The organism is Pseudoalteromonas sp. MER144-MNA-CIBAN-0113 (assembly GCF_040308965.1).
GTDB classification, from domain to species: domain Bacteria; phylum Pseudomonadota; class Gammaproteobacteria; order Enterobacterales; family Alteromonadaceae; genus Pseudoalteromonas; species Pseudoalteromonas tetraodonis.
Window position 1 is genome coordinate 1 of sequence record NZ_JBEOOG010000020.1, and the last position, 21,461, is coordinate 21,461.

The window sequence follows — 21,461 nt, forward strand, 5'->3', positions numbered from 1 at the left end:
TTATCCAATCGTTCTTGGTCGAAAGATCGGATCTCGGAACAGGCATTTAGTTCAATTTTCTTAAACGAGATTCAGGTTAATTTAGCTTGGTTAACTTTGCCAAACTCCCTTGCAGAGCAAAGATATTTAATCCGCACAAGTTATCCTATTTATAATGGGCTGCATTCAAAGCGCTTGCTCATGGTTAAACAAAGCCGGTTGGGCGAATTTTCAGATATAAAAACCCTTGAACAACTAAAGCCGTTCATAGCCTTACAAAAGCAAAGTTGGTCTGATTATTATGTATTAAAGAACAATGGCTTAACAGTTAATGGTGATTTGAGTTATGAAAGCATGTTAAAAGCGTTAGATGAAGGACTTGGCGATTATTTTCCGCGTTCAGTAACTGCTATAAAAGCCGAAATACGTAAACATCCCGAGTATAACTTTGTTATTGAGCCTCATATTATGCTGCAATACGATAATTACTATTATTTTTACGCAAACGAAAATAACAAAGCAATCATTGAGTTATTAGAGCAAGGCTTAACAAAGTTAGCAGATAGCGGCGAGTTAAATGCGCTTTATGAGCACTATTATCGTGATGTTGAGGACGGGCTTAATTTAAACAACAGGCAGGTGTTTAACTTAAAAAATTAATAAGGTTAGGCCGCAAAATGTAGCCTAACCCTAAAAATTATTGCTCCTGCTTGGCTTCTTCTTCACTTATTTGCTTAAGTGCTTGAATAAACGATTCACTCGGTTGCCCACCGGTAAGCGCGTACTTATCATTTATAATAAAAGTAGGCACTGAAGTAATACCCATTTGCTTAAAGTTATTTTGCTCTTCGCGAACCGCTTGTACGTATTTATCTGAGTGTAAAATATCGCGGGCTGTGTCTTTGTTAAGGCCGACTTTTTCTACCACATCTAGTAATGCATCTTCTTGATTTAAATATTTTAAATCGGTGAAGTGTGCTTCAAAAAACGCCAATTTTAACTCAGTTTGCTTGCCTTCTTCACGAGCCCACATTAGCAAGCGGTGTAGATCAAAGCTGTTGATCATGATGCGTTTACCGTCAAAGTTAAAGGTAAAGCCAGCTCGTTCACCCGCATCCGCCATATTTTGACGATTTCGCGCGCTTTCTTCTTCGGTTAAGCTGTATTTTTGCTGCAAATGCTCGTTTAAGTCTTGTCCTTCAAGTGGCATATCTGGATTAAGCTCAAAAGGGTGCCATGTAATATCCGCACTCATTTCTTCTTTTAGCTCGGTCAATGCGGTTTCTAGGTTCTTGTAACCGATAATACACCATGGGCACATTACGTCTGAGACGATATCAATTTTTAAGTTTTTCATAGGGATCCTTGAAGGATTGCTTAGTAATAACAATGGATATTGGGATGAAGTCTACATTATCAATCACTGAACACAAAAAGAGCAGCGAAGGTGCTGCTCTTTTTACATATTAGCTGTTTAAGCCAAACGGGTCGTCAATGCTGTAACTTGGCTGGGTAAACCAGCGCGGGCCGTCATCTGTCATGTAAAAGTGATCTTCTAATCTAACCCCAAACTCATCTGGAATAACCAGCATAGGTTCGTTACTAAAACACATGCCTGTGGCAAGCGGGGTTTTATCACCGCCAACTAGGTATGGCCATTCGTGAATGTCTAAGCCAATACCATGGCCTGTACGGTGTGGGCAACCTGGTGTTTGATACTCAGGCCCTAAATCTTGTGCTGCTAAGTAGCTGCGAGCGGCTTCGTCAACCGATTCACAGGTTTCGCCAAGGGCTGCTTGATTGAAAGCTGCTAACTGTGCCGCTTTTTCAAAATCCCAAAATAGGCGTTGGCGGCTGGTTGCTTCACCAAATACATAAGTACGCGTAATATCAGAAAGGTAATCGTGCACTTTACATCCAGTATCGATAAGTACCATGTCGCCTTTTTTCAAAATTTGTGGATCTTTTACACCATGTGGGAATGAGGTGGCCAGGCCAAACAATACAATACAGAAGTAATTGCCCGCTGCACCTACTTTTTGATGGGCTTTTTTTATAAACTCTTCGACTTCTATCGTGCTAATACCTTCATAAAGCATGCTCGCTGTAGCCTGATGAACCGCTAAGGTCATATCCATGGCGCATTGCATTAATGCTAATTCATTGGCTGATTTATGCATTCGACAATGCGCAGTGACAGGTTGTGCGTTAACTAATTTTAACCCTGAACTGGCTTTATTGATACCATCAAAAATAAAAAACTGTGCGCTCTCATCAATACCAACGGTAGCGGTGTCGCTAATATTAAGCTGCTTAAGCACTTTAACGAATAGCTTAAACGGGCTTTCATGCTCTTGCCAGCCGTGTATGGGGCCATCAATAACCTTAAAGCCATTTAAAGAGCCAATTTCAAAATGTGGAGCAATGTATTGCACATCACCTACGGCAGGTAAAATAGCGCCAACAAGTCGTTCACTGGCATACCATTTCATTCCGGTAAAATAGGTTAGGTTGGTACCTGCGTTTAAATAAATGGCATCAATGTTGTTCGCTTGCATATAAGCTTGCGCTTTGGCCATACGCGCTAAATACTCATCGGCCTGAATTGGCGTTACTGAGTGGGTCATATTACTTAAACTAGCAAGTGCTTGCTCGGGTGTGTGAGTACCAATACCAACTGTGGTCATACATTTCTCCTACAAAATTTTGCATAGTGTGTAGGTTTAACAGTTTAATTTCAAATTAATTGCGATTGGTAAGTAGCGCAGTGTGTGAATAAATAAAGAAATTAGCCTACCAATTCGGTAGGCTTGAGGTTATTTTTTTGCATAGGGTAAGCGATTAAGCTTGTTTGCCGTGTGGTAGCTATCTAATCCGGTTACTGCAACCGTATCAATGGCTTGTAAATCTAAAAAACCATCACTTTGGAGTGCTGATTCATCCACATATACATCCATTATTTCACCAATAACCAATTCGGTACCATTGACCGCTAAATGTTGGTTCTCAATAAATTTTACTGCGTATTTTAGTCGGCTTTGCGCAACAAAGGGGGCGTTAAACTCGTTTAAGTATTCTTTAGTCAAGTTGGTTGCATCAAACTCGCACTCGTCTTTGCTATAGCGGGCAGAGGTTTGGTGTGCCTGCTGGTAAATATCACTATTTACTTGGTTTATAGTATAAACGCCCGTTTCTATAATATTTTCGAATGTATGCCTTGGTACACTGTGCGGGCGCATTATCATGCCTACTAGCGGCGGGTGTGCGCCCAAATGAATAACCGAACTAACAATGGCTAGATTAGTATTACCTTGTAAGTCTTGCGTGCCAATTAGGTTGGCACTTTTAAATCCTGACAGCGAATTTATAAAGTGTGTGCGTGTGTGTTTTTCAAGTGCGGCTATGCGGTCTTTGGAAAAATGCATGTGTTGATTCCTTACCATTTTATGGTGTTTCCTTGCCAATCTAGGTAGGCAGGTTCGCCGTTAAGTTCTAATTGGGGATTATCGTAAGTAAATTTGAATAATTGTTGGGCAACAAACTCAGGGGTAAATAGTTTATCGGCAGGTACATTTTTTTGAAATGGCTTAGATAGATCAGTATCTGTGGTACCTGGGTGAAATAAGACTAGTTTAGTGTTTTTAGCACGACGAGCAAGCTCAATAGCGGCTGTTTTAAATAGCATATTAAGTGCTGATTTTGATGCGCGATAGGTGTACCAGCCACCCAATTTATTGTCGTTAATACTACCTACACGAGCACTTAAAGCGGTAATTGTGCAATGAACTTTGTGGTTAAGTAATGGCATTATGCTTTGTAAGCACAGCAGGGGGACAAGTGTATTAGAGTGCAAAAGCTGCATAAAATAATCACTGTTAATTTCTTCGAGCTTTTTTTCCGGCATGTGCTGGTCGTTGTGTAATTGACCATTAAATATTATTACCTGAGCAAGCTCAATTTGTTGTGACTTTAACGACTGGGTTAGCTCATTTAGGCTTTGCGCCGAGTAGTCGCTGTGGAAATAGGTTACCTTGTCATCATTATGCTCAATATTCGATGAGCTGACACAAATTATATTAAATTGTGTTGCTTGCTGATTTAAATGACTTACGTAGGATTGTGCAATTGCGCTACTGGCGCCAAATAAAATCACTGTTTTCATTTTTCACCTTTAGATTTGATATTGCATTGACCATTACTACACTGCGCATTGGGCATTAAAAAACGGCTTATATGATGGCGGTATTTTGCAAAAAAAGTGTAAGCATGATCGGCAAAAAAGCGAATTACGGGCAAACGAATAATTTTAAGCCAAGGGTATTTGCCAACAGTACGCCAAGCTTGATAAGTCACGTCTAAGCCGAAAATTATCTGCCCATTATCAGTTTGGGCATGCAGTATATTCATGGCGTGTTGCTTATCGATTGCAGGAAAACGCGTATTAAAGTCATCAGCATTTAAATCTTCTAGTGTAACTTTATGATCAACATCGGCACGTTTTAAATGCTGCATCTCTGCATTGCAAAGGGGGCAATTACCATCATAAAAAATGATCATGTCATCGCTTTGTGTTTATTTTACATATGCTTTTTTACGACCTGTCAGTGCAAATGGATCTATTAAATAAGTAAACATAATGATATTAATAGGTTTCAAAGAAACAAAGGAGAGCTAAAAATGAGTGAACAATATGCCGCCTTGCGAGGTAATGTAAATTTACTTGGGCAATTATTAGGACAAACTATTAAAGATGCTCAAGGACAAGATATTTTAGATAAAGTAGAAGAAATTAGGGCTTTATCAAAATCATCTCGCAGTGGCAATGAAGCCGATCGTAAAGCGCTTATAGATGTACTGCATGCGCTTAGTGATGAAGAGCTTTTACCGGTTGCCCGTTCATTTAATCATTTTTTAAACTTAGCGAATGTTGCAGAGCAGTTTCATACCGTATCACGTTTTAATGATGTTGGTTTTTGCCAACTAAATCCTCTCACTCAAACATTAAAAACGTTAGCAGCAAAAGCCGAACAAGGTCAGCTTAATCATAACCATTTAGCCGATACCCTCTCAAAACTCCACATAAACTTAGTACTTACAGCACACCCAACCGAGGTGACTCGCCGTACTATTATTAATAAACACGTTGAGCTTAGCGATTGTTTAGCGTCGCTTGAGCGTACCGACAACCTTGCGCAAGAACGCGAAGCAATATTAAACCGTATTGCGCAGTTAATTAGCCAAGCATGGCATACTGACGATATTCGTCGTTCACGCCCAAGCCCTGTCGATGAAGCTAAATGGGGCTATGCAGTTATTGAAAACAGTTTGTGGGAAGCAGTGCCTCGTTTTTTACGTGAGTTTAGCCAGCATGTAAAACAGCATTTAAGCTTAGAATTGCCTGCAGATTACAGCCCGATAGAATTTACTTCATGGATGGGGGGAGATCGGGATGGTAACCCGTTTGTAACCGCCGAAGTAACCAAGCAAGTGCTCGACCATGGCCGTTGGATGGCGCTGGATTTATACCAGCGTGATTTAGAAACTTTGTGTGCTGAACTTTCAATGTCTGATGCCAGTGATGAGCTCATTAAACTGGCAGGGCAAGAGTTTGAACCTTATCGAGCCGTGCTCAAAGAGCTTAAAAACCAAGTGGCTGAAACAGTGATGTACTTAAGCGCTAAAATTAAAAACAAGCGTACAGAATCACAAGATTTAATCACCGATATCAACCAAATTAAACACCCTATTGAGGCATGTTATCGTTCATTATTAAAATGCAACATGCAAGTGGTGGCCGATGGTTTATTACTTGATATGATCCACCGAGTAAATAGCTTTGGACTGCGTTTGGCAAAACTGGATGTGCGCCAAGATTCGTCAAGACACAGTGATGTATTTTCTGAACTAACTCGTTACTTAGGTATTGGTGACTACAATCAATGGCAAGAGCAAGATAAACAGGCTTTTTTACTTGCTGAGCTTAACTCTCGTCGCCCGCTTATTCCTAAGCATTGGCAACCTAGCCCTGATGTACAAGAGGTACTCGACACCTTTGATGTTATTGCGCAACAAGATGCAAAAACCTTTGGTTTATATATTATTTCTATGGCCCGAACCGCTTCTGATATTTTAGCAGTGCAGCTATTACTTAAAGAGTCAGGCTGCGGTTTTGAGCTCCCTGTGGCGCCATTATTTGAGACCTTAGATGATTTAAATGATGGTCATAATGTTATTACTACATTGCTTAATAATGAGTGGTACCGAGGTCATATTAAAAATACTCAAAATGTGATGATTGGTTATTCAGACTCAGCCAAAGATGCCGGTATGATGGCTGCTGGCTGGGCACAATATGAGGCAATGGACAAATTAGTGCAACTGGCGGATGAACGCGGTATTGAGCTGGTTTTATTTCATGGTCGTGGTGGAACGGTTGGTCGAGGCGGTGCACCTGCAGCGCAAGCCTTGCATTCGCAGCCACCGGGTTCACTCAAAGGGGGCCTGAGGGTGACAGAGCAAGGCGAAATGATCCGCTTTAAATTTGGCTTACCCAATGTGGCATTGCAAAGCTTAAACATATACGCGGGTGCGGTGCTGCAAAGTAACTTATTACCACCGCCAGAGCCTAAAGATGAATGGCGCGAAGTCATGGCATTAATTAGTGATGTATCGTGTGAGCACTACCGCAATGTGGTACGCCACGATGAAAACTTTGTACCTTACTTCAGAATGGCAACACCAGAATTGGAGCTATCTAAATTGCCATTAGGTTCAAGGCCAGCTAAACGTAATCCGAATGGTGGGGTAGAGAGCTTACGCGCTATTCCGTGGATATTTGCGTGGAGTCAAAATCGTTTAATGTTACCTGCATGGTTAGGCGCACTAAGTGGACTTAAAGCCGCGCTTGAAAAATATGGGATTGAAACCTTAAGTGAAATGAGTTTGCAATGGCCGTTCTTTAGAGCTCGTTTAGAAATGCTAGAAATGGTATTTAGTAAAGCGGATAGCTGGTTGAGTGAGCATTACGATAATGCGCTGGTGGAAGACATGTATAAACCTTTAGGTGTTGCCTTACGTGAGGAATTAGCAGAGGCGATAACCTTAGTGCAATCATTGAGCCCACAAAAAAGTCTATTAGCCGATCAACCTTGGATCAAAGAGTCTATTGGGCTTAGAAATCCATACACTGATCCCCTTAACGTGTTACAAGTTGAGCTATTACGTCGCTCTCGTGGCGATGATAAAGGTAATGAAAGCGATATAGATAATGCCCTAATGATCACCATGACGGGGATTGCAGCGGGTATGCGAAATACAGGTTAATCCAAAATTAGATTAGTTTTAAAGGGAGCACGCGACGTGTTCCCTTTTTTTACGCTGAATAGGCTGGTATTTCGTTTGCCAACCTTTTACACTACTTGGCCATTGAACAAATAAAAACTATTATGGCTTCAGCAACTTTTAAAGTGCAACATAATACAGCACTTAGCAATTCACACATCTCATTAAACGTAGCGCAAACGCAAGCTCTACGCAGTCAATTAAAAACTCAACGCGGTATTTTATATTCAAGCGATATTAAAGCGCTTTGCACCGAGCTCAATGTTAGCGAAGATACTTTATTGCAAGGCTTAGTGCCTATGGCTTCAGAGTTTTCGGTTGCACCTATTTCCAAATTTCATGTCGGCGCAATTGTAAAAGGGCTTGATTCACAAGGAAACACCACTTTTTACTTTGGCGCTAACGCTGAGTTTGACCATCAAGCACTTAGTTTAGTGGTGCACGGTGAGCAATCTGCAATTAATAATGCCTGGTTAAATGGCGGTAAAAAAATTCTTAAAATAGCGATTAGTGATGTCCCATGTGGGTACTGTCGTCAATTTATGAATGAACTCGCTGATGCAAAAGAGCTTGATATTTTACTGCCAGCACAAAACTTTAAATTGGCAGAGTTATTACCTCATTCATTTGGACCAACCGATTTAGGCAATGAGCACAGCTTATTTAACCCAGCAGAGCAAACTAATTGTTTTGAAAACAAACAACTTGATGAAAAGCTGATGAGCTATGCTTTAGCGGCTTATGTGCCATACAGCCAAAATTACAGTGCAGTAAAAATAAGTACGTTTGAAAACGGTGATTTTTATGGCAGCTATGCAGAAAATGCAGCGTACAGCCCGAGTTTATCGCCATTACAAAGTGCTGTGAGTCAGTTGTTTTTAGCAGGACTGAGCTTTGATAAGCAAACAGTTAAATCAGTTACGTTATTAGAAACGGCTGGTCATGAAAACCAATCAGGGGTGGCAAAAGCCGTGTTAGCAAGCTTTACTGGCTTGCCAACACTTGAGGTTATTAGCGCAACATTAGCCAAGTAACACTTTAGCGGCTTCAAGTACCACGGCAACCGATTTTTTCTCAATCTCGCCGTGGTCTACGTTAGGAATTTCTTGACGTGTTCTATTTACTAATACACCTGCAACACAGGCTGCTTGTAGGCCAAGAGCGGCACACATAGTAAATAAAGTAGCCGATTCCATTTCGTAGTTCATCACGCCTAGTTTTTGCCATTCTTCACAGCTACCCTGTAATGACTTAGGAACATAACCAGAATGCGTATCGTAACGCTCTTGTCCTGGGTAGAAGGTATCGCTTGAAGCGGTGATACCGATATGAAAATCGATGTTTAGGTTTTCACAGGCTTTTACCATCGCTTGAGTGGCAAAAAAATCAGAAACAGCAGGGTAGCACAGCGGTGCAAAATGCTGACTCGCGCCATCCAAACGAACTGAGGCTTGGCTAATTAAAATATCGCCTTCGTTAATGTGCGGCTGAATCGCGCCTGTTGTGCCAATGCGAAGAAAGCTACGTACGCCAAGTTGAGCCAGTTCTTCAACCGCAATTGACGTTGAAGGGCCGCCGATACCGGTTGAACATACAACCACTGAGTGGCCGTTTAATTGGCCTAAATAAATGTGAAACTCACGCGTTTGAGTAAGGCAGGTTGGATTATCTAAGAACTGTGAAATGCGTGCTGCACGATCTGGATCCCCTGGAACAATAGCCAGTTTTGCACCTTTTAAATCATCAATACACAGTCCTAAGTGAAATACCTTTTCCATAACTAAGCCTTTTTAATAAGAGTTGTTGTCAATTTAACATGATTACGAGAAACCTAAATGAAGTACAGGACGGATGTCCGTATTGATTTATTCATCAACTCTGAATATTCAATCAATGGCTAAAATTACTAACAAAATGAGCCAGTTGACTTGTTTGCTCAGACACTATATTCATACCTCAGAGCAAACCAGTAGCTAGCCAAAAGAGTTGTTAGCTAAATTTTAAATTGTTTATATTCATAAGGTTAGTTAGTAGGTTTTGTATTGTTTTGCCACTGACCTAACCTTGCAAAACACAACGTTCAGTGATTTTTATAACCACAGACAATTAATTTTTAATTTTTTCAGCGTTCGTCGTTTTGCATAACTACTCAATAATAGACAAGATATTCAGATTGAAAAAGGGTTTACAATGAGCACACAATTTCAAGCATTTAAAAATAAAGTTGAACACTGTTTATGTGCACCTGGCGACGGTGTATTTACGGTTAATACGGCAAAAGAACGCAAAGCAGCACTCAGAAATAAATTATATGGTCAAACTGAAAATGTCGATGCTTTATGGCGTGACTCACTTAACGAGCTACCTAATTCACCACATAAAGCAGTAATGCTAGGCATTAGCTCTGATTGCGGTGGTGGGATTTTACGTGGCGCTAACTGGGGGCCTTTATTTTTACGCTCAGCATTGATTGATCAACAAACACAGTGTCGTTCGTTTGATTTAGGTGATGTACGTGTAATACCGCATTTATTACACGATAAATACTTAAACGAGGCAACAATTACCAATTGCCAAAAAGCGCTTTATGGCAATGACAATAACGATCATTATGTAAGCCCATTGTCTATTACTGAAGATGTATGTGACAGCTTTTATGCAACATTCCAAGATAAAGGCATTTTTGGCATTGGTGGCGATCATTCTATTAGTTACCCGCTGACAAAAGCGTACTTAAAAGCAAAGCGTAGCCAAGGTAAGCGTACGGCTATTATTCATTTTGACGCCCACACCGATTTATTGGTTGAGCGTTTAGGCATCGATTTATGTTTTGGCTCTTGGTGTACCCATATTTTAGAATTTTTACCCGCGCCACATCATTTAATTCAATTTGGTATTCGCTCAAGTGGTAAGCCTAAATCACATTGGGAAAGTACCTTTGGCGTTAAACAGCACTGGGCTGCTGAAATTATTGAGCGTGGCGCAGCCGCTGTTGCTGCCGATACAATCGCGCAACTAAAGGCTGACAAGGTTGATGAAGTGTATGTAAGCTTTGATATTGACGCACTCGATGCTCAATTTGCCTCAGCAACAGGTACACCTGAAGAAAATGGATTAACACCACAGCATGCGCTTGATATTTTGTCAGCCATTGCCGATGAGTTTCCAATAACCGGTGCAGATATGATGGAAATCGCGCCGTTTACCGACAGCTCATTAGTGGGTCAATCAAGCTCAGAGACGACGCTTAGAGAAGGCGCTAAAATTTCAGCATTCTTAATTGCAGCAATGAATCGTTAATCCCACAGGCCCAAAATTGGCTATTTGTAATTAATCTGCTATATTAAATTTGCTTTTACCAAAAAAGTAACATCTTAAATTTTATATAGTGGGTTATTGTGACTAAGTGGTATTTCGTATTATTGCTCATTGTAAGCCATCATTGTGCGGCTAAACTTACTGTTGTAACAGAGAACTTTGCGCCTGCGCAGTATCTGGACGCGAATAACAATTTAGTAGGTGATGCTGCCGATAAAGTCCGATTGGCGCTTGATAGCGCAGGCATTGATTATTCAATCTCTGTAAGCGATTGGAGTATGGCTTACAATATTGCACTGAGAGATCCCCAAACCTGTATATTTTCCATTTCTCGTTCGCCTGAACGGGAAAATAATTTTATTTGGTTTGCTAAGCTTGCCCAATTTGACACTAATTTTTACTCCCTTAAAAGCAAAGGTATTTCCTTAACTAATTTAGAGCAGGCTAAGCAATACCGTATTGCGGTTTTAAAAGATAACTACAGCCATCATTACTTACTTTCAAAAGGCTTTAAAGAAAACGAAAATTTAATGCTGTTTAGTAGTTTTGATAATATTTTTAAGATAATCCAAACCCGAAGTTCGAGTATTGATTTAGTTGTTATACCAGCGCAGCGAATAAACCATGAACAATCTCATTTATTAAACAAATTACAACTCGAATCACTCATGCCCATCAATGCCCATCAAGCCCCTTTATATTTTGCCTGTAATAAAAATCTCCCCGATAACGTAAAGCAACAACTTAGCGCGGCTTTTTCTTCATATGAGTCTAAACTATAAATATTAAGTTATTGATTAATTTAATAAAATAATATTATTTAAATATCAATTGCCCTGTTTATAAAAGCGGCTATAATCCAGCTGCTTTTGCTAATAAAAGCGATTATTTTGGAGTTATAAATGGGTGATTTAATCGGGATTGCTTTATTAATCTTGATGAGTGCGTTATTTGCGATGTCAGAAATTTCGATTGCCGCTTCACGCAAAATAAAATTAAGAGTTATGGCTGACGAAGGAAATGTGCAAGCGCTAGCAGTATTAAAGCTGCAAGAGCAGCCTGGGGCTTTTTTCGCCATGATCCAAATTACGCTCAATGCGATTGCCATATTAGGCGGGATTGTTGGCGAGCAAGCATTGTCTCCTTACATGCAAGAAATACTACAGCTGTTTTATCAAGGTCCATTACTTGGGCAAATTAGCTTTGTATTATCGTTTTTAATTATTACCTCGTTATTTATTTTATTTGCCGATTTACTCCCAAAGCGTTTAGCGATGATTTTACCTGAGGCCGTTGCGGTGAGGGTGGTGACAATTATGCGCTGGGTTACTTTTGCGCTCACGCCACTGGTATTATTTTTTAATGGCTTAACCAATATTGTTTTACGGGTGTTTAAAGTGCCCAGCGAACGTGAAGATATTGTGACCACTGAAGATATTGTTGCGATGATGGATGCTGGTGCTGAATATGGCAGTTTACAGCAACAAGAGTATGATTTAATAGGAAATGTATTTGATTTAGAAGCGCGTTTCTTATCAAGCGTTATGTCACCGCGTGAGCAAATTGTTTATTTTGATATTGATGAATCTAGCGACGATATAGCAAATAAAATTATAGATCACCCGCACAATCACTTTTTAGTGTGCAAAGGCAATCTTGATAAGTTAATTGGCTCTGTTGAGTCTAAAGATATTTTACGCCAAGTACTCAAAGGTGAGGCGGCAAATATTAACGATGACATGCTTGATAAAGATATTTTTTACTTGCCCGAAACATTGAGTTTATCTGAAGCGTTAAATGCGTTTAAAACCGCTGTGCATCCTTTTGCGGTGGTAGTTAATGAGTATGCTTTGGTGGTTGGGATTGTTACGGTTAAAGATTTAATGAAAGGTTTTATGGGCGATTTAATTACTCATCAAAGTGAAGAGTTAATTATTGAGCGCGACGCGAGTTCTTGGTTAGTAGATGGCTTAACCCCGATTGTTGAGCTGGCGAAGGTACTTGAAATTGATGAATTTCCTGATCAAAATCATTATGAAACCGTGGCCGGATATTTAATCTATACCATGAAACATATTCCTAAACGCGCAGAGTTTGTTTTATTTGCAGGTTTTAAATTTGAAGTTGTGGACGTGGAAGGAATTCGTATTGAGCAATTACTAGTCTCTAGAGTTAATACTGACAACGAATAATGACAGCCAACATAGCTTAAGAGCAGCCAATGAAAGTTCATTGGCTGCTTTTTTTATGGGTGTTGCTTAAATAACTCAGCTGTTATTTGTGTTACTTATCTATTCAATTGTAAAAATGTGTAAATGTTGCTCAGTAGCTATTTTAAATTGCTTTACTTTAGTTTAGAATGATCGTTCATTCTAAACTAAAAGGTATTTTACATGCAGCGTTCCCGCATCGCTTTTTTTGTATTTTCGGCCCTCGTTGGTTCTGTTGCTTTAAGTGGTTGTGATCAGGTTGCTGAACAGCCTAAGGCTTCTGCTCCTGCAGCGACACCTGTTGGTGTGGTCACCTTAACAAGCCAAGCTATTACACTTAAAAAAGAATTACCAGGGCGTGTTAGTGCGTTTCAAATTGCTGAAATTCGTCCTCAAGTAAGTGGTATTGTTCAATCTCGCTTATTTGAAGAAGGCACACAGGTTGAGCAAGGCCAAGCGCTTTATCACATTAATCCTGACATTTTTGAGGCAGAACTCGCAGCCAGCAAAGCGGCCGTTGCGCGCGCAGAGGCTAGTATTGCAAGCAGTAAATCTAAAGCGTCGCGTTATAAAGAATTACTAGAAATTAAAGCGGTAAGCCAGCAAGACTTTGATGAAGCCGATGCAGCATACAAGCAAGCACAAGCCGAGCTATTAACAGCAAAAGCACAGTTACAAAGCGCGCAAATTAATCTTGATTACTGCCATGTATCTTCTCCGATTAGTGGTCAAATTAGTAAATCGAACGTTACTGTTGGTGCGCTTGTAAGTGCTAATCAAACAACGGCACTGGCAACAGTAGCCCAGCTTGACCCTATCTATGTTGACTTAACGCAATCAAGCAACGAGCTAACTCAACTTAAAAAAGCCATTTCTTCTGGTTCACTAAGTGTTGACTCAAAAGCACAAGCCGACGTTGAGCTGCAAATGGAAGATGGCTCTATTTACCCAATTAAAGGCACGTTACAATTTTCAGAAGTAACTGTAGACCCAAGCACTGGGTCGGTAACTTTACGCGCTAAATTCCCAAATCCAGATAAGTTATTACTACCGGGTATGTATGCACGTGCCTCAGTGGTTGAGGGTGTAAAACAAGACGCTATTTTAGTGCCGCAGCGTGGAGTAAGCCGAAACACCAAAGGTGAGCCAACAGCGATGGTTGTAAGTAAAGAAAACACCGTAGAAAGCCGCGTGTTAAAAGTAGATAGAACGATTGGCTCTAACTGGTTAGTTACCGCTGGATTAGCTGATGGCGATAAAGTAATTGTTGAAGGCTTACAAAAAATTCGCCCAGGTGCGCCAGTTAGCCCTTCAGAAGTTTCACCGTCTGCAACAGCCGACAAAGCGCAATAACGGAGAGTTTTAATGTCACGATTTTTTATCGACAGACCCATCTTTGCGTGGGTGCTTGCTATCGTGGTTATGCTTGCAGGTGTGTTGGCTATTCAAAGTTTACCAATAGCACAATACCCGTCAATTGCACCGCCAGCAATTAGCATTACCGCTACTTACCCAGGGGCATCAGCTCGTACCCTAGAGGATACGGTTACCCAGGTTATAGAGCAAAAAATGAAAGGACTAGATGGCTTGTTGTATATGTCATCTACGTCTGAGTCGAGTGGTTCGGCTACGCTTACGCTTTCATTTAGCGCCGATACAGACCCAGACATTGCACAGGTACAAGTGCAAAACAAGTTAGCCACAGCTACACCGCTTTTACCAGAAGAAGTGCAAAGGCAAGGTGTATCGGTGGCTAAGTCTGCACGTAACTTTTTAATGGTATTAGGTTTTGTATCAAAAGATGGCAGCATGACCAATATCGACATTGGTGATTATGTTTCATCTAATGTGCAAGATATTATCTCGCGTGTTGAAGGGGTGGGTGAAGTTCAGCTATTTGGCTCTCAATATGCTATGCGTATTTGGTTAGACCCAGCTAAGTTGCAAAACTACAAATTAACCCCTGCTGATATTAGCACCTCAATTAGTGCGCAAAATGCGCAGGTATCTGCTGGTCAATTAGGGGGCATGCCAGCGGTTGAAGGCCAGCAGCTCAATGCAACGGTAACAGCACAAAGCCGTTTGCAAACCGCAGCAGAGTTTGAACAAATTATAGTAAAAGCAAACGCTGATGGCTCGTTTGTTCGCCTTAAAGATGTAGCGCGTGTGGAGCTAGGTGGCGAGAGCTACCGTGTTGTAGCTCGTTACGATGGAAAACCTGCATCAGGCCTAGGTATTAAGCTTGCCAGTGGGGCAAATGCCCTTGATACAGCTGAAGGTGTAAAAGCTGCGATTGCAGAGCTTAAAGCGTTTTTCCCTGAGGGATTAGACGTTGTTGTACCCTACGATACCACCCCTTTTGTATCACTATCGATTGAAAAAGTGGTTCATACCTTAATAGAAGCAGTGGTACTCGTTTTTGTTGTTATGTATCTGTTTTTACAAAACTTCCGCGCTACGCTTATTCCAACGATTGCTGTGCCGGTGGTGTTACTCGGTACTTTTGGTATTTTGTACACGTTTGGCTATTCAATAAATACATTAACCATGTTTGCTATGGTACTTGCCATTGGCCTGTTGGTTGATGATGCGATTGTTGTAGTAGAAAACGTAGAGCGTTTAATGACTGAAGAAAAACTCTCGGCATTAGATGCAACACGTAAATCAATGGACGAAATTAAAGGCGCATTGGTAGGTATTGCTATGGTGCTGTCGGCAGTATTTATTCCGATGGCGTTTTTTAGTGGCTCTACCGGTGTTATTTACCGTCAGTTCTCTATTACTATTGTGTCGGCAATGGGCTTGTCGGTATTAGTGGCACTTATTTTAACGCCTGCGTTGTGTGCTACGCTTTTAAAACCAAGCCATGTTCACGATAACAGCTCGTTATTCGGTCGTTTTTTCTCTGGCTTTAACCGTGGTTTTGATAAAACAAACCGCGGTGCACAAGGTATTGTTGGGCGTATGATCAGCCAATCAAAGCGCTACTTACTTATTTATGGTGTGCTTGTGGGTGGTATGGTATATGTGTTTTCAAGCTTACCAACTGCTTTTTTACCAGATGAAGACCAAGGTATTTTGTTTAATCAGGTGTCATTACCAGCAGGCTCAACGACTGAAGAAACGCTTGAAGTAGTTAAAAAAGTAGAAAAACACTTTTTGAACGATCAATCGGATGCTGTAAATGGTATTTTCACGGTGACTGGATTTAGTTTTGCAGGTTCTGGCCAAAACTCAGCAATTGCCTTTGTTAACTTTAAGCACTGGGATGAGCGTCAAGGCGAAGGTTTATCTGTGCAAGCAGTTGCAGGTAAAGCAATGGGCTATTTTTCTACCATTAAAGAAGCGTTTGTATTTGCATTTCCGCCGCCAGCGATTGTGGAACTAGGTACAGCCAATGGCTTTAATATGTTTTTACAAGACCGTGTTGGACTTGGCCACGAGGCTCTACTGGCCGCGCGTAACCAGTTATTAGGCTTAGCAAGCCAAAGCCCAATTCTCGCGGGCGTACGACCTAATGGCCAAGAAGATATGCCAGAGCTCCAGCTTGATGTAGACCTTGCAAAAGCTCAGGCACTGGGCGTTTCGCAAGCTAATATTAACAGCACGCTTGCAACAGCCTGGGGTAGTAGTTATGTAAATGACTTTATTGACCGCGGCCGTGTAAAAAAAGTATACCTACAAGGCGATGCTGAATCGCGAATGGTGCCAGAGGATTTAAACAAGTGGTATGTACGTAATGATAGCGGTGATATGGTGCCATTTTCAGCATTTGCCAGTTCGCATTGGACCTATGGTTCGCCACGTCTTGAGCGTTATAATGGTTTTTCTGCTATGGAAATTCAAGGAACAGCTGCGCCAGGTTACAGTACAGGGCAAGCAATGGATGAAATGGAACGTTTAGTCAAGCAACTACCTAACGGTATTGCCTCTGAGTGGACTGGTATTTCGTTTCAAGAGCGATCAAGTGGCGGTCAAGCGCCGTTGTTATATGGATTATCGCTGCTATTTGTATTTTTATGTTTAGCTGCGTTATACGAAAGCTGGTCGGTACCATTTGCGGTAATGATTATTGTGCCACTGGGTATATTGGGTGCTGTTATGGCTGCTTTTTTAGGTAATTTATCAAATGATATTTACCTACAAGTTGGTTTATTAACCACCATAGGTTTAGCTTCTAAAAACGCGATATTAATAGTTGAATTTGCTATTCATAAAATGGAAGAAGGCCTGAGCTTAGTGGATGCTGCAATAGCTGCTGTTAAACTGCGTTTACGCCCAGTATTAATGACCTCGCTGGCCTTTATTTGTGGTGTTGTACCTTTGGCTATTGCGTCGAGCGCAGGGTCGGGTGCACAAAATGCGCTGGGTATCTCTATTATTGGTGGTACACTTGCTGCTTCATCACTGGTGGTAATTTTTGTGCCATTGTTTTTTGTTTTAGTACGCAGACTGTTTTCAGGTAAAGCTAAAACCAGCTCGCAGGAGGAAGCATAATGAGTGTAAGAGCAATCAGTTTTAGTGCTTTAACTTTAGCTATTTTATCTGGATGTCAGTTAGCTCCTCAACAAGAAGCGCTAAATTTACCTGTCCCTGATGCGTATGCATCAGAGACAGGGGATGAGCAGGTGTCCTCGTTAAAATGGCAGCAGTTTTTTAATGATGAAAAACTTAAAACACTGATATCACAAAGTCTTGAACATAATAAAGACCTGCAAATAGCAGCACTTAATGTGCAACGAGTGCGTGGTTTATATCAGATCGAAGATTCTGCGTTATATCCATCACTGGATTTTAATGCATCAGGAAGTCGTCAGCGTTTACCCAGCGATTTATCAGCAAGTGGTCAACCACAAATAAGTTCTCAATACAGTGCAACGGTAGGCATGACGGCTTACGAGTTAGATTTATGGGGTAAAGTACGCAATCAGTCAGAGCAAGCATTACAAATGCTTTATTCAACTCAACTGAGCCAATACACCATGCAAGTGTCGTTAATTGCAGAGCTTGCTAATGCCTGGTTAAATTACGCGACCGATCAACAGTTGTTAGCGTTGGCACAAGAGACGTTATCATCGCAGCAAGCATCCTTATCATTAACCCAAAAAAGTGTTGATTTAGGTGCCGCTTCTAAAATTACGCTGGAACAGCTTAAAAGTACGGTAGCCACAGCGAAAGTTGATATTGCTAAATACCAACGTTTAGTGAAACGCGATAAAAACGCGCTTGATTTATTAGTAGGTAATCCGGTGGGGCAGGACTTACTACCGACTAAAGAGTTGAACTCATTACTTGATTTACCGGCTGTTCCTGTCGGCCTTCCGTCTGATTTACTAACACAGCGTCCTGATATAAAAGCGGCCGAGCATCAATTATTTGCCGCAAATGCCAATATAGGGATTGCGCGGGCAGCGTTTTACCCAAGTATTAGTTTAACAGCCAATGCAGGAACAGCATCACGTGATTTAAGTAATTTATTTGATGCAGGATCAGGTACGTGGAGCTTTATGCCGTCGGTAAATTTGCCTATTTTTAATATGGGACGTAACCAAGCTAATTTAGATGTCGCTAATGCAGAGCAACAAGTTGCTGTAGCAACGTATCAGCAAAAAATTCAGCAAGCGTTTCGTGAAGTTGCTGACGTGCTTGCTGATAGAGAGGGTTACAATGCCCAATTAAGCGCACTTGAACAGCTACTACAAAGCCGAAAAATAACCTATGACTTGTCACAGGCGCGATACGATAAAGGGGTTGATAGCTTTTTACAAGTGCTTGACGCTCAGCGAACTTGGTATAGCGCAAGGCAGCAATTGATCACGGGCCAACAAGCTGTGCTTGCAAGTCAAATCAATTTATACAAAGCGGTTGGCGGTGGCTGGCAGACCACTACTTCAACCGTTAAGTAAATTAGTACGCATAAAGCCTGTTAACAATAAAAGGTTTTATGCGTGATTAAAGTAATGCCCGTTTAGCGTTTATTTTTTGTGATCAAAGCAGTAAACGCTAAATATTTCGAGTTGAGAGACTCGATACTGGAGTTTCAAATGAAACCTAAAAATAAAAAACACCTAGATCCGGTGCAAGCACAAGCGCGTCGCGAGCAGGTATTAACCGCCGCTGCTGATTGTTTTCGTCGCAAAGGTTACCATGGCGCAGGTATGGCAGAAATAGCTAAAACAGCAGGGATGAGTGCCGGCCATATTTATAATTACTTTGAAAGTAAAGAAGCCATAATTGAAAGTATTATTGAACAAGATATGGAAGAAATGTTTTCCATATTTCAAGAGTTTGAAGATCAACCTGGCGATATTTTAACAGTGTTACTTGATGGCTTACACCATGGTGTGCAGCGTCATATGGACACGGGGGCCTGCGTAGTTGACTTAGACATGATGGCAGAGGCCAGTAGAAACAAAAAAGTCGCTTTATTACTACGCGAGGCTGATACGCAAGCACGTAACAGAATGCGTGATTTATTAGTCAGTGAAAGTAGTTTAATAAAATCACATTCAGGGCAAGAACTCGAAAGCCGCATTAATGTGATTTTCTCAGTGATGGCCGGACTGCTATTACGAAAAATGTTATTTCCTGAATTGACCGAGGAAACTGTATTGATTGCACTGCGCCCAGCAATGAAAACATTACTTATGCCATTTGATAAATAATAAGTTGAAGCATTAAATAATTATGAATATTTGACTGATATTGTTGTAAATATGAAAGAGTTATATAAATTAAGCTGCTTTTATTTAAGCGTAATCAATAAAAACTGAGTACGATGTTTTAGCGTGAAGTTATTCCTTTTTCATATTAAAAAGCAATGATTAACAATGGGTTATAGCCAGTTGATGTGACATCGACGCCGGTGGCGAAACGACAACAAACAAGATAAATTGCTTTTTTGGCGTATTATTTGCAAGTTAGGACTATATTAAAGGCGCTAATATGGCGCTGCCAACTTAAAGGAGAGCTCATGTGGGCTGCAGTCAGTTATCTTGTAACAGCATTAGTATTTATAGTACTGGGATTGAAGGTTAATTCTGTTTACTTCGCGGTTGCATTTTTTTGGACGGCGCTGTCGCTGATATTGGTCAGCGGTGCTTATTTTTTTAACGCAGGAAAAGTATTTAGAAAACGCGAAAATGGCGTTATCCCTTTTTACATTCGTTGGGCATTTGTTCCTTTTTTGTTAGGTGCACAAATTTATAATGCATGGTCACGCAAACACGATAAGGTACCCCCAATTCAACAAATAAACGATAACTTATTTTTAGCATGTCGTTTGTTTCCCTCTGATATAGATACATTAAAAGAAAATGGCATTACCGCTATTTTAGATGTGACTTGTGAATTTGATGGACTTGAGTGGACATCTACCCAAGAAAATATTAGTTATTTAAACATTCCTGTTCTTGATCATAGTGTGCCTACTCACTCGCAATTAAACCAGGCAATTAACTGGATCCATCATCATATAAAGAAAGACCGTCGTGTTGTGGTGCATTGTGCATTAGGTCGCGGACGTTCGGTGTTTGTTATGGCAGCGTATTTATTGAGTCAAAATAAAGAAGCTGATGTACATGACATTCTTGCTCAAATTAAAGAAACACGTGAAACAGCCAATCTTAATAAACGCCAATTACGCCATTTAGTTAAGCGCCACCGAAGAGGTGAGCTACTGATAAAAAATAAAGCATATTTAATTGCTAATCCTGTATCAGGTACTAAGTTATGGTCTGAAAAAGAGCATTTAATCGTTACACGTTTATCTGCTTATTATGATTTAACCATTTTAAAAACTACACCAGAACAAAACGGCATTACATTGGCTAAACAAGCTATAGAGCACGAGCCTGATATTATAATTGCCTGCGGTGGAGATGGCACTGTCACAGAGGTTGCGAGTGTTTTAGTGGGTACGTCTTGTCGATTAGGAATTATACCGTTGGGGACAGCTAATGCGTTGGCCCATGTGCTGATGGGAATAAAATCTAAATTTATTCCTGTTGAGCAAGCGTGCGATTTAATAATTGATGGTCAGACAAACCTGATCGATACCGCATATTGTAATAACGATTTGATGTTATTGCTAATTGGCATTGGCTTTGAGCATGCAATGATTGAAAAAGCAGATAGAGAGTCGAAAAATAAAGCTGGCCAGCTTGCTTATTTAAATGGTTTTTTACATTCCTTTGGCGAGAATAAAGCGCAAAAGCTGATGGTTAAACTCGATGATAATGAGCCTGAAGCTATTAATACAAATAGCTTTATTGTCGCTAATGCTGCCCCATTTACAACCCTTTTAGCCCAAGGTGGGGGACAACCCGACCACCGTGATGGATTATTAGACGTAAACTGGTTAACGCCAAACAAAGACAATGAAACCACAGTATTGAGTATTGCTGAGCTAATGTTTAGCAGTATCACGCAAACACATTTTGCTATTAACTCGCATTATACTAACGCAAAACGTGTAGAGATAAGCGCAGATCAAACGCTAGATTATGTAATTGATGGTGAGGTTAAATCTGCCGATAAAGTGGTAGTGAGTATTCACCCTGCTTCATTGAATGTAATATGCCAAGAACAAAACTAACTGACTAAAAATGGCGT

The 21,461-nt window shown here is 40.7% G+C and carries 17 protein-coding genes; 11 read left to right on the forward strand and 6 right to left on the reverse strand.

Annotation, left to right across the window (positions count from 1 at the left end):
• On the forward strand, window positions 1-639 hold a 639-nt coding region (locus AAEY57_RS07305), incomplete at its 5' end, for a transporter substrate-binding domain-containing protein (protein ID WP_350607200.1).
• Window positions 640-676: 37 nt separating this feature from the next.
• Here the strand turns inward: AAEY57_RS07305 and AAEY57_RS07310 are convergent.
• From AAEY57_RS07310 to AAEY57_RS07330, 5 genes are all read right to left on the reverse strand, one after another.
• Entirely contained in the window at window positions 677-1,336 is a 660-nt protein-coding gene (locus AAEY57_RS07310) for a DsbA family oxidoreductase (protein ID WP_350607202.1), read from the reverse strand.
• A 109-nt stretch (window positions 1,337-1,445) separates the two neighbouring features.
• Window positions 1,446-2,666 carry a M24 family metallopeptidase gene (locus tag AAEY57_RS07315; RefSeq protein ID WP_350607204.1) on the reverse strand — a complete coding sequence of 407 codons (1,221 nt, stop codon included), beginning with the start codon at window positions 2,664-2,666 and terminating at the stop codon, window positions 1,446-1,448.
• A gap of 129 nt (window positions 2,667-2,795) precedes the next feature.
• Entirely contained in the window at window positions 2,796-3,404 is a 609-nt protein-coding gene (locus AAEY57_RS07320) for a flavin reductase family protein (protein ID WP_350607207.1), read from the reverse strand.
• Between the two features lie 11 nt (window positions 3,405-3,415).
• Window positions 3,416-4,141 (reverse strand): SDR family oxidoreductase, encoded by a 726-nt coding sequence (locus tag AAEY57_RS07325; RefSeq protein ID WP_350607210.1) that lies wholly within the window; start codon window positions 4,139-4,141, stop codon window positions 3,416-3,418.
• Entirely contained in the window at window positions 4,138-4,536 is a 399-nt protein-coding gene (locus tag AAEY57_RS07330) for a thiol-disulfide oxidoreductase DCC family protein (RefSeq protein ID WP_350607212.1), read from the reverse strand. The genes AAEY57_RS07325 and AAEY57_RS07330 overlap by 4 nt, the downstream gene beginning before the upstream one ends.
• A 120-nt stretch (window positions 4,537-4,656) precedes the next feature.
• Between AAEY57_RS07330 and ppc the strand changes: the two genes are divergently transcribed.
• Both ppc and cdd read left to right on the forward strand, forming a co-directional pair.
• Complete coding sequence (gene ppc, locus AAEY57_RS07335) at window positions 4,657-7,302, forward strand: phosphoenolpyruvate carboxylase (protein WP_350607214.1); 2,646 nt, start codon at window positions 4,657-4,659, stop codon at window positions 7,300-7,302.
• 122 nt (window positions 7,303-7,424) lie between these two features.
• The gene (gene cdd / locus AAEY57_RS07340; RefSeq protein WP_350607216.1) at window positions 7,425-8,354 is read left to right on the forward strand and encodes a cytidine deaminase; all 930 of its coding nucleotides are present in this window, start codon (window positions 7,425-7,427) and stop codon (window positions 8,352-8,354) included.
• Here the strand turns inward: cdd and udp are convergent.
• A complete protein-coding gene (udp, locus tag AAEY57_RS07345) occupies window positions 8,343-9,098 on the reverse strand; it encodes a uridine phosphorylase (protein WP_350607219.1) in 756 nt (251 codons plus the stop codon). The genes cdd and udp overlap by 12 nt on opposite strands.
• A gap of 412 nt (window positions 9,099-9,510) precedes the next feature.
• Here udp and AAEY57_RS07350 point away from each other — a divergent pair, with 412 nt between their 5' ends.
• From AAEY57_RS07350 to AAEY57_RS07385, 8 genes are all read left to right on the forward strand, one after another.
• Window positions 9,511-10,620, forward strand: coding sequence for an arginase family protein (locus AAEY57_RS07350; RefSeq protein WP_350607220.1), 1,110 nt, complete (start codon window positions 9,511-9,513; stop codon window positions 10,618-10,620).
• A gap of 98 nt (window positions 10,621-10,718) precedes the next feature.
• The gene (locus tag AAEY57_RS07355; RefSeq protein WP_350607223.1) at window positions 10,719-11,420 is read left to right on the forward strand and encodes a substrate-binding periplasmic protein; all 702 of its coding nucleotides are present in this window, start codon (window positions 10,719-10,721) and stop codon (window positions 11,418-11,420) included.
• Between the two features lie 120 nt (window positions 11,421-11,540).
• On the forward strand, window positions 11,541-12,830 hold the full coding sequence (gene paeA, locus AAEY57_RS07360) for a polyamine export protein PaeA (RefSeq protein WP_350607226.1): 1,290 nt from the start codon (window positions 11,541-11,543) through the stop codon (window positions 12,828-12,830).
• Between the two features lie 201 nt (window positions 12,831-13,031).
• Complete coding sequence (locus AAEY57_RS07365; protein WP_350607228.1) at window positions 13,032-14,201, forward strand: efflux RND transporter periplasmic adaptor subunit; 1,170 nt, start codon at window positions 13,032-13,034, stop codon at window positions 14,199-14,201.
• A gap of 12 nt (window positions 14,202-14,213) precedes the next feature.
• Window positions 14,214-17,345, forward strand: a complete 3,132-nt coding sequence (locus tag AAEY57_RS07370) for an efflux RND transporter permease subunit (RefSeq protein WP_350607231.1) — start codon at window positions 14,214-14,216, stop codon at window positions 17,343-17,345.
• Complete coding sequence (locus AAEY57_RS07375) at window positions 17,345-18,754, forward strand: efflux transporter outer membrane subunit (RefSeq protein WP_350607234.1); 1,410 nt, start codon at window positions 17,345-17,347, stop codon at window positions 18,752-18,754. Before AAEY57_RS07370 ends, AAEY57_RS07375 begins: the two co-directional genes overlap by 1 nt.
• A gap of 138 nt (window positions 18,755-18,892) precedes the next feature.
• The gene (locus tag AAEY57_RS07380) at window positions 18,893-19,513 is read left to right on the forward strand and encodes a TetR/AcrR family transcriptional regulator (protein ID WP_335675335.1); all 621 of its coding nucleotides are present in this window, start codon (window positions 18,893-18,895) and stop codon (window positions 19,511-19,513) included.
• 308 nt (window positions 19,514-19,821) lie between these two features.
• Window positions 19,822-21,444, forward strand: coding sequence for a diacylglycerol kinase family protein (locus tag AAEY57_RS07385; RefSeq protein WP_138563385.1), 1,623 nt, complete (start codon window positions 19,822-19,824; stop codon window positions 21,442-21,444).
• The last annotated feature ends 17 nt before the right edge of the window (window positions 21,445-21,461 follow it).

Excerpts from the sequence above, each read along its gene's own strand:
- AAEY57_RS07310 (WP_350607202.1), bottom strand. The coding sequence starts at position 1,336 with ATGAAAAACTTAAAAATTGATATCGTCTCAGACGTAATGTGCCCATGG.
- AAEY57_RS07315 (WP_350607204.1), bottom strand. The coding sequence starts at position 2,666 with ATGACCACAGTTGGTATTGGTACTCACACACCCGAGCAAGCACTTGCT.
- AAEY57_RS07320 (WP_350607207.1), bottom strand. The coding sequence starts at position 3,404 with ATGCATTTTTCCAAAGACCGCATAGCCGCACTTGAAAAACACACACGC.
- AAEY57_RS07325 (WP_350607210.1), bottom strand. The coding sequence starts at position 4,141 with ATGAAAACAGTGATTTTATTTGGCGCCAGTAGCGCAATTGCACAATCC.
- AAEY57_RS07330 (WP_350607212.1), bottom strand. The coding sequence starts at position 4,536 with ATGATCATTTTTTATGATGGTAATTGCCCCCTTTGCAATGCAGAGATG.
- ppc (WP_350607214.1), top strand. The coding sequence starts at position 4,657 with ATGAGTGAACAATATGCCGCCTTGCGAGGTAATGTAAATTTACTTGGG.
- cdd (WP_350607216.1), top strand. The coding sequence starts at position 7,425 with ATGGCTTCAGCAACTTTTAAAGTGCAACATAATACAGCACTTAGCAAT.
- udp (WP_350607219.1), bottom strand. The coding sequence starts at position 9,098 with ATGGAAAAGGTATTTCACTTAGGACTGTGTATTGATGATTTAAAAGGT.
- AAEY57_RS07350 (WP_350607220.1), top strand. The coding sequence starts at position 9,511 with ATGAGCACACAATTTCAAGCATTTAAAAATAAAGTTGAACACTGTTTA.
- paeA (WP_350607226.1), top strand. The coding sequence starts at position 11,541 with ATGGGTGATTTAATCGGGATTGCTTTATTAATCTTGATGAGTGCGTTA.
- AAEY57_RS07365 (WP_350607228.1), top strand. The coding sequence starts at position 13,032 with ATGCAGCGTTCCCGCATCGCTTTTTTTGTATTTTCGGCCCTCGTTGGT.
- AAEY57_RS07370 (WP_350607231.1), top strand. The coding sequence starts at position 14,214 with ATGTCACGATTTTTTATCGACAGACCCATCTTTGCGTGGGTGCTTGCT.
- AAEY57_RS07375 (WP_350607234.1), top strand. The coding sequence starts at position 17,345 with ATGAGTGTAAGAGCAATCAGTTTTAGTGCTTTAACTTTAGCTATTTTA.
- AAEY57_RS07380 (WP_335675335.1), top strand. The coding sequence starts at position 18,893 with ATGAAACCTAAAAATAAAAAACACCTAGATCCGGTGCAAGCACAAGCG.
- AAEY57_RS07385 (WP_138563385.1), top strand. The coding sequence starts at position 19,822 with ATGTGGGCTGCAGTCAGTTATCTTGTAACAGCATTAGTATTTATAGTA.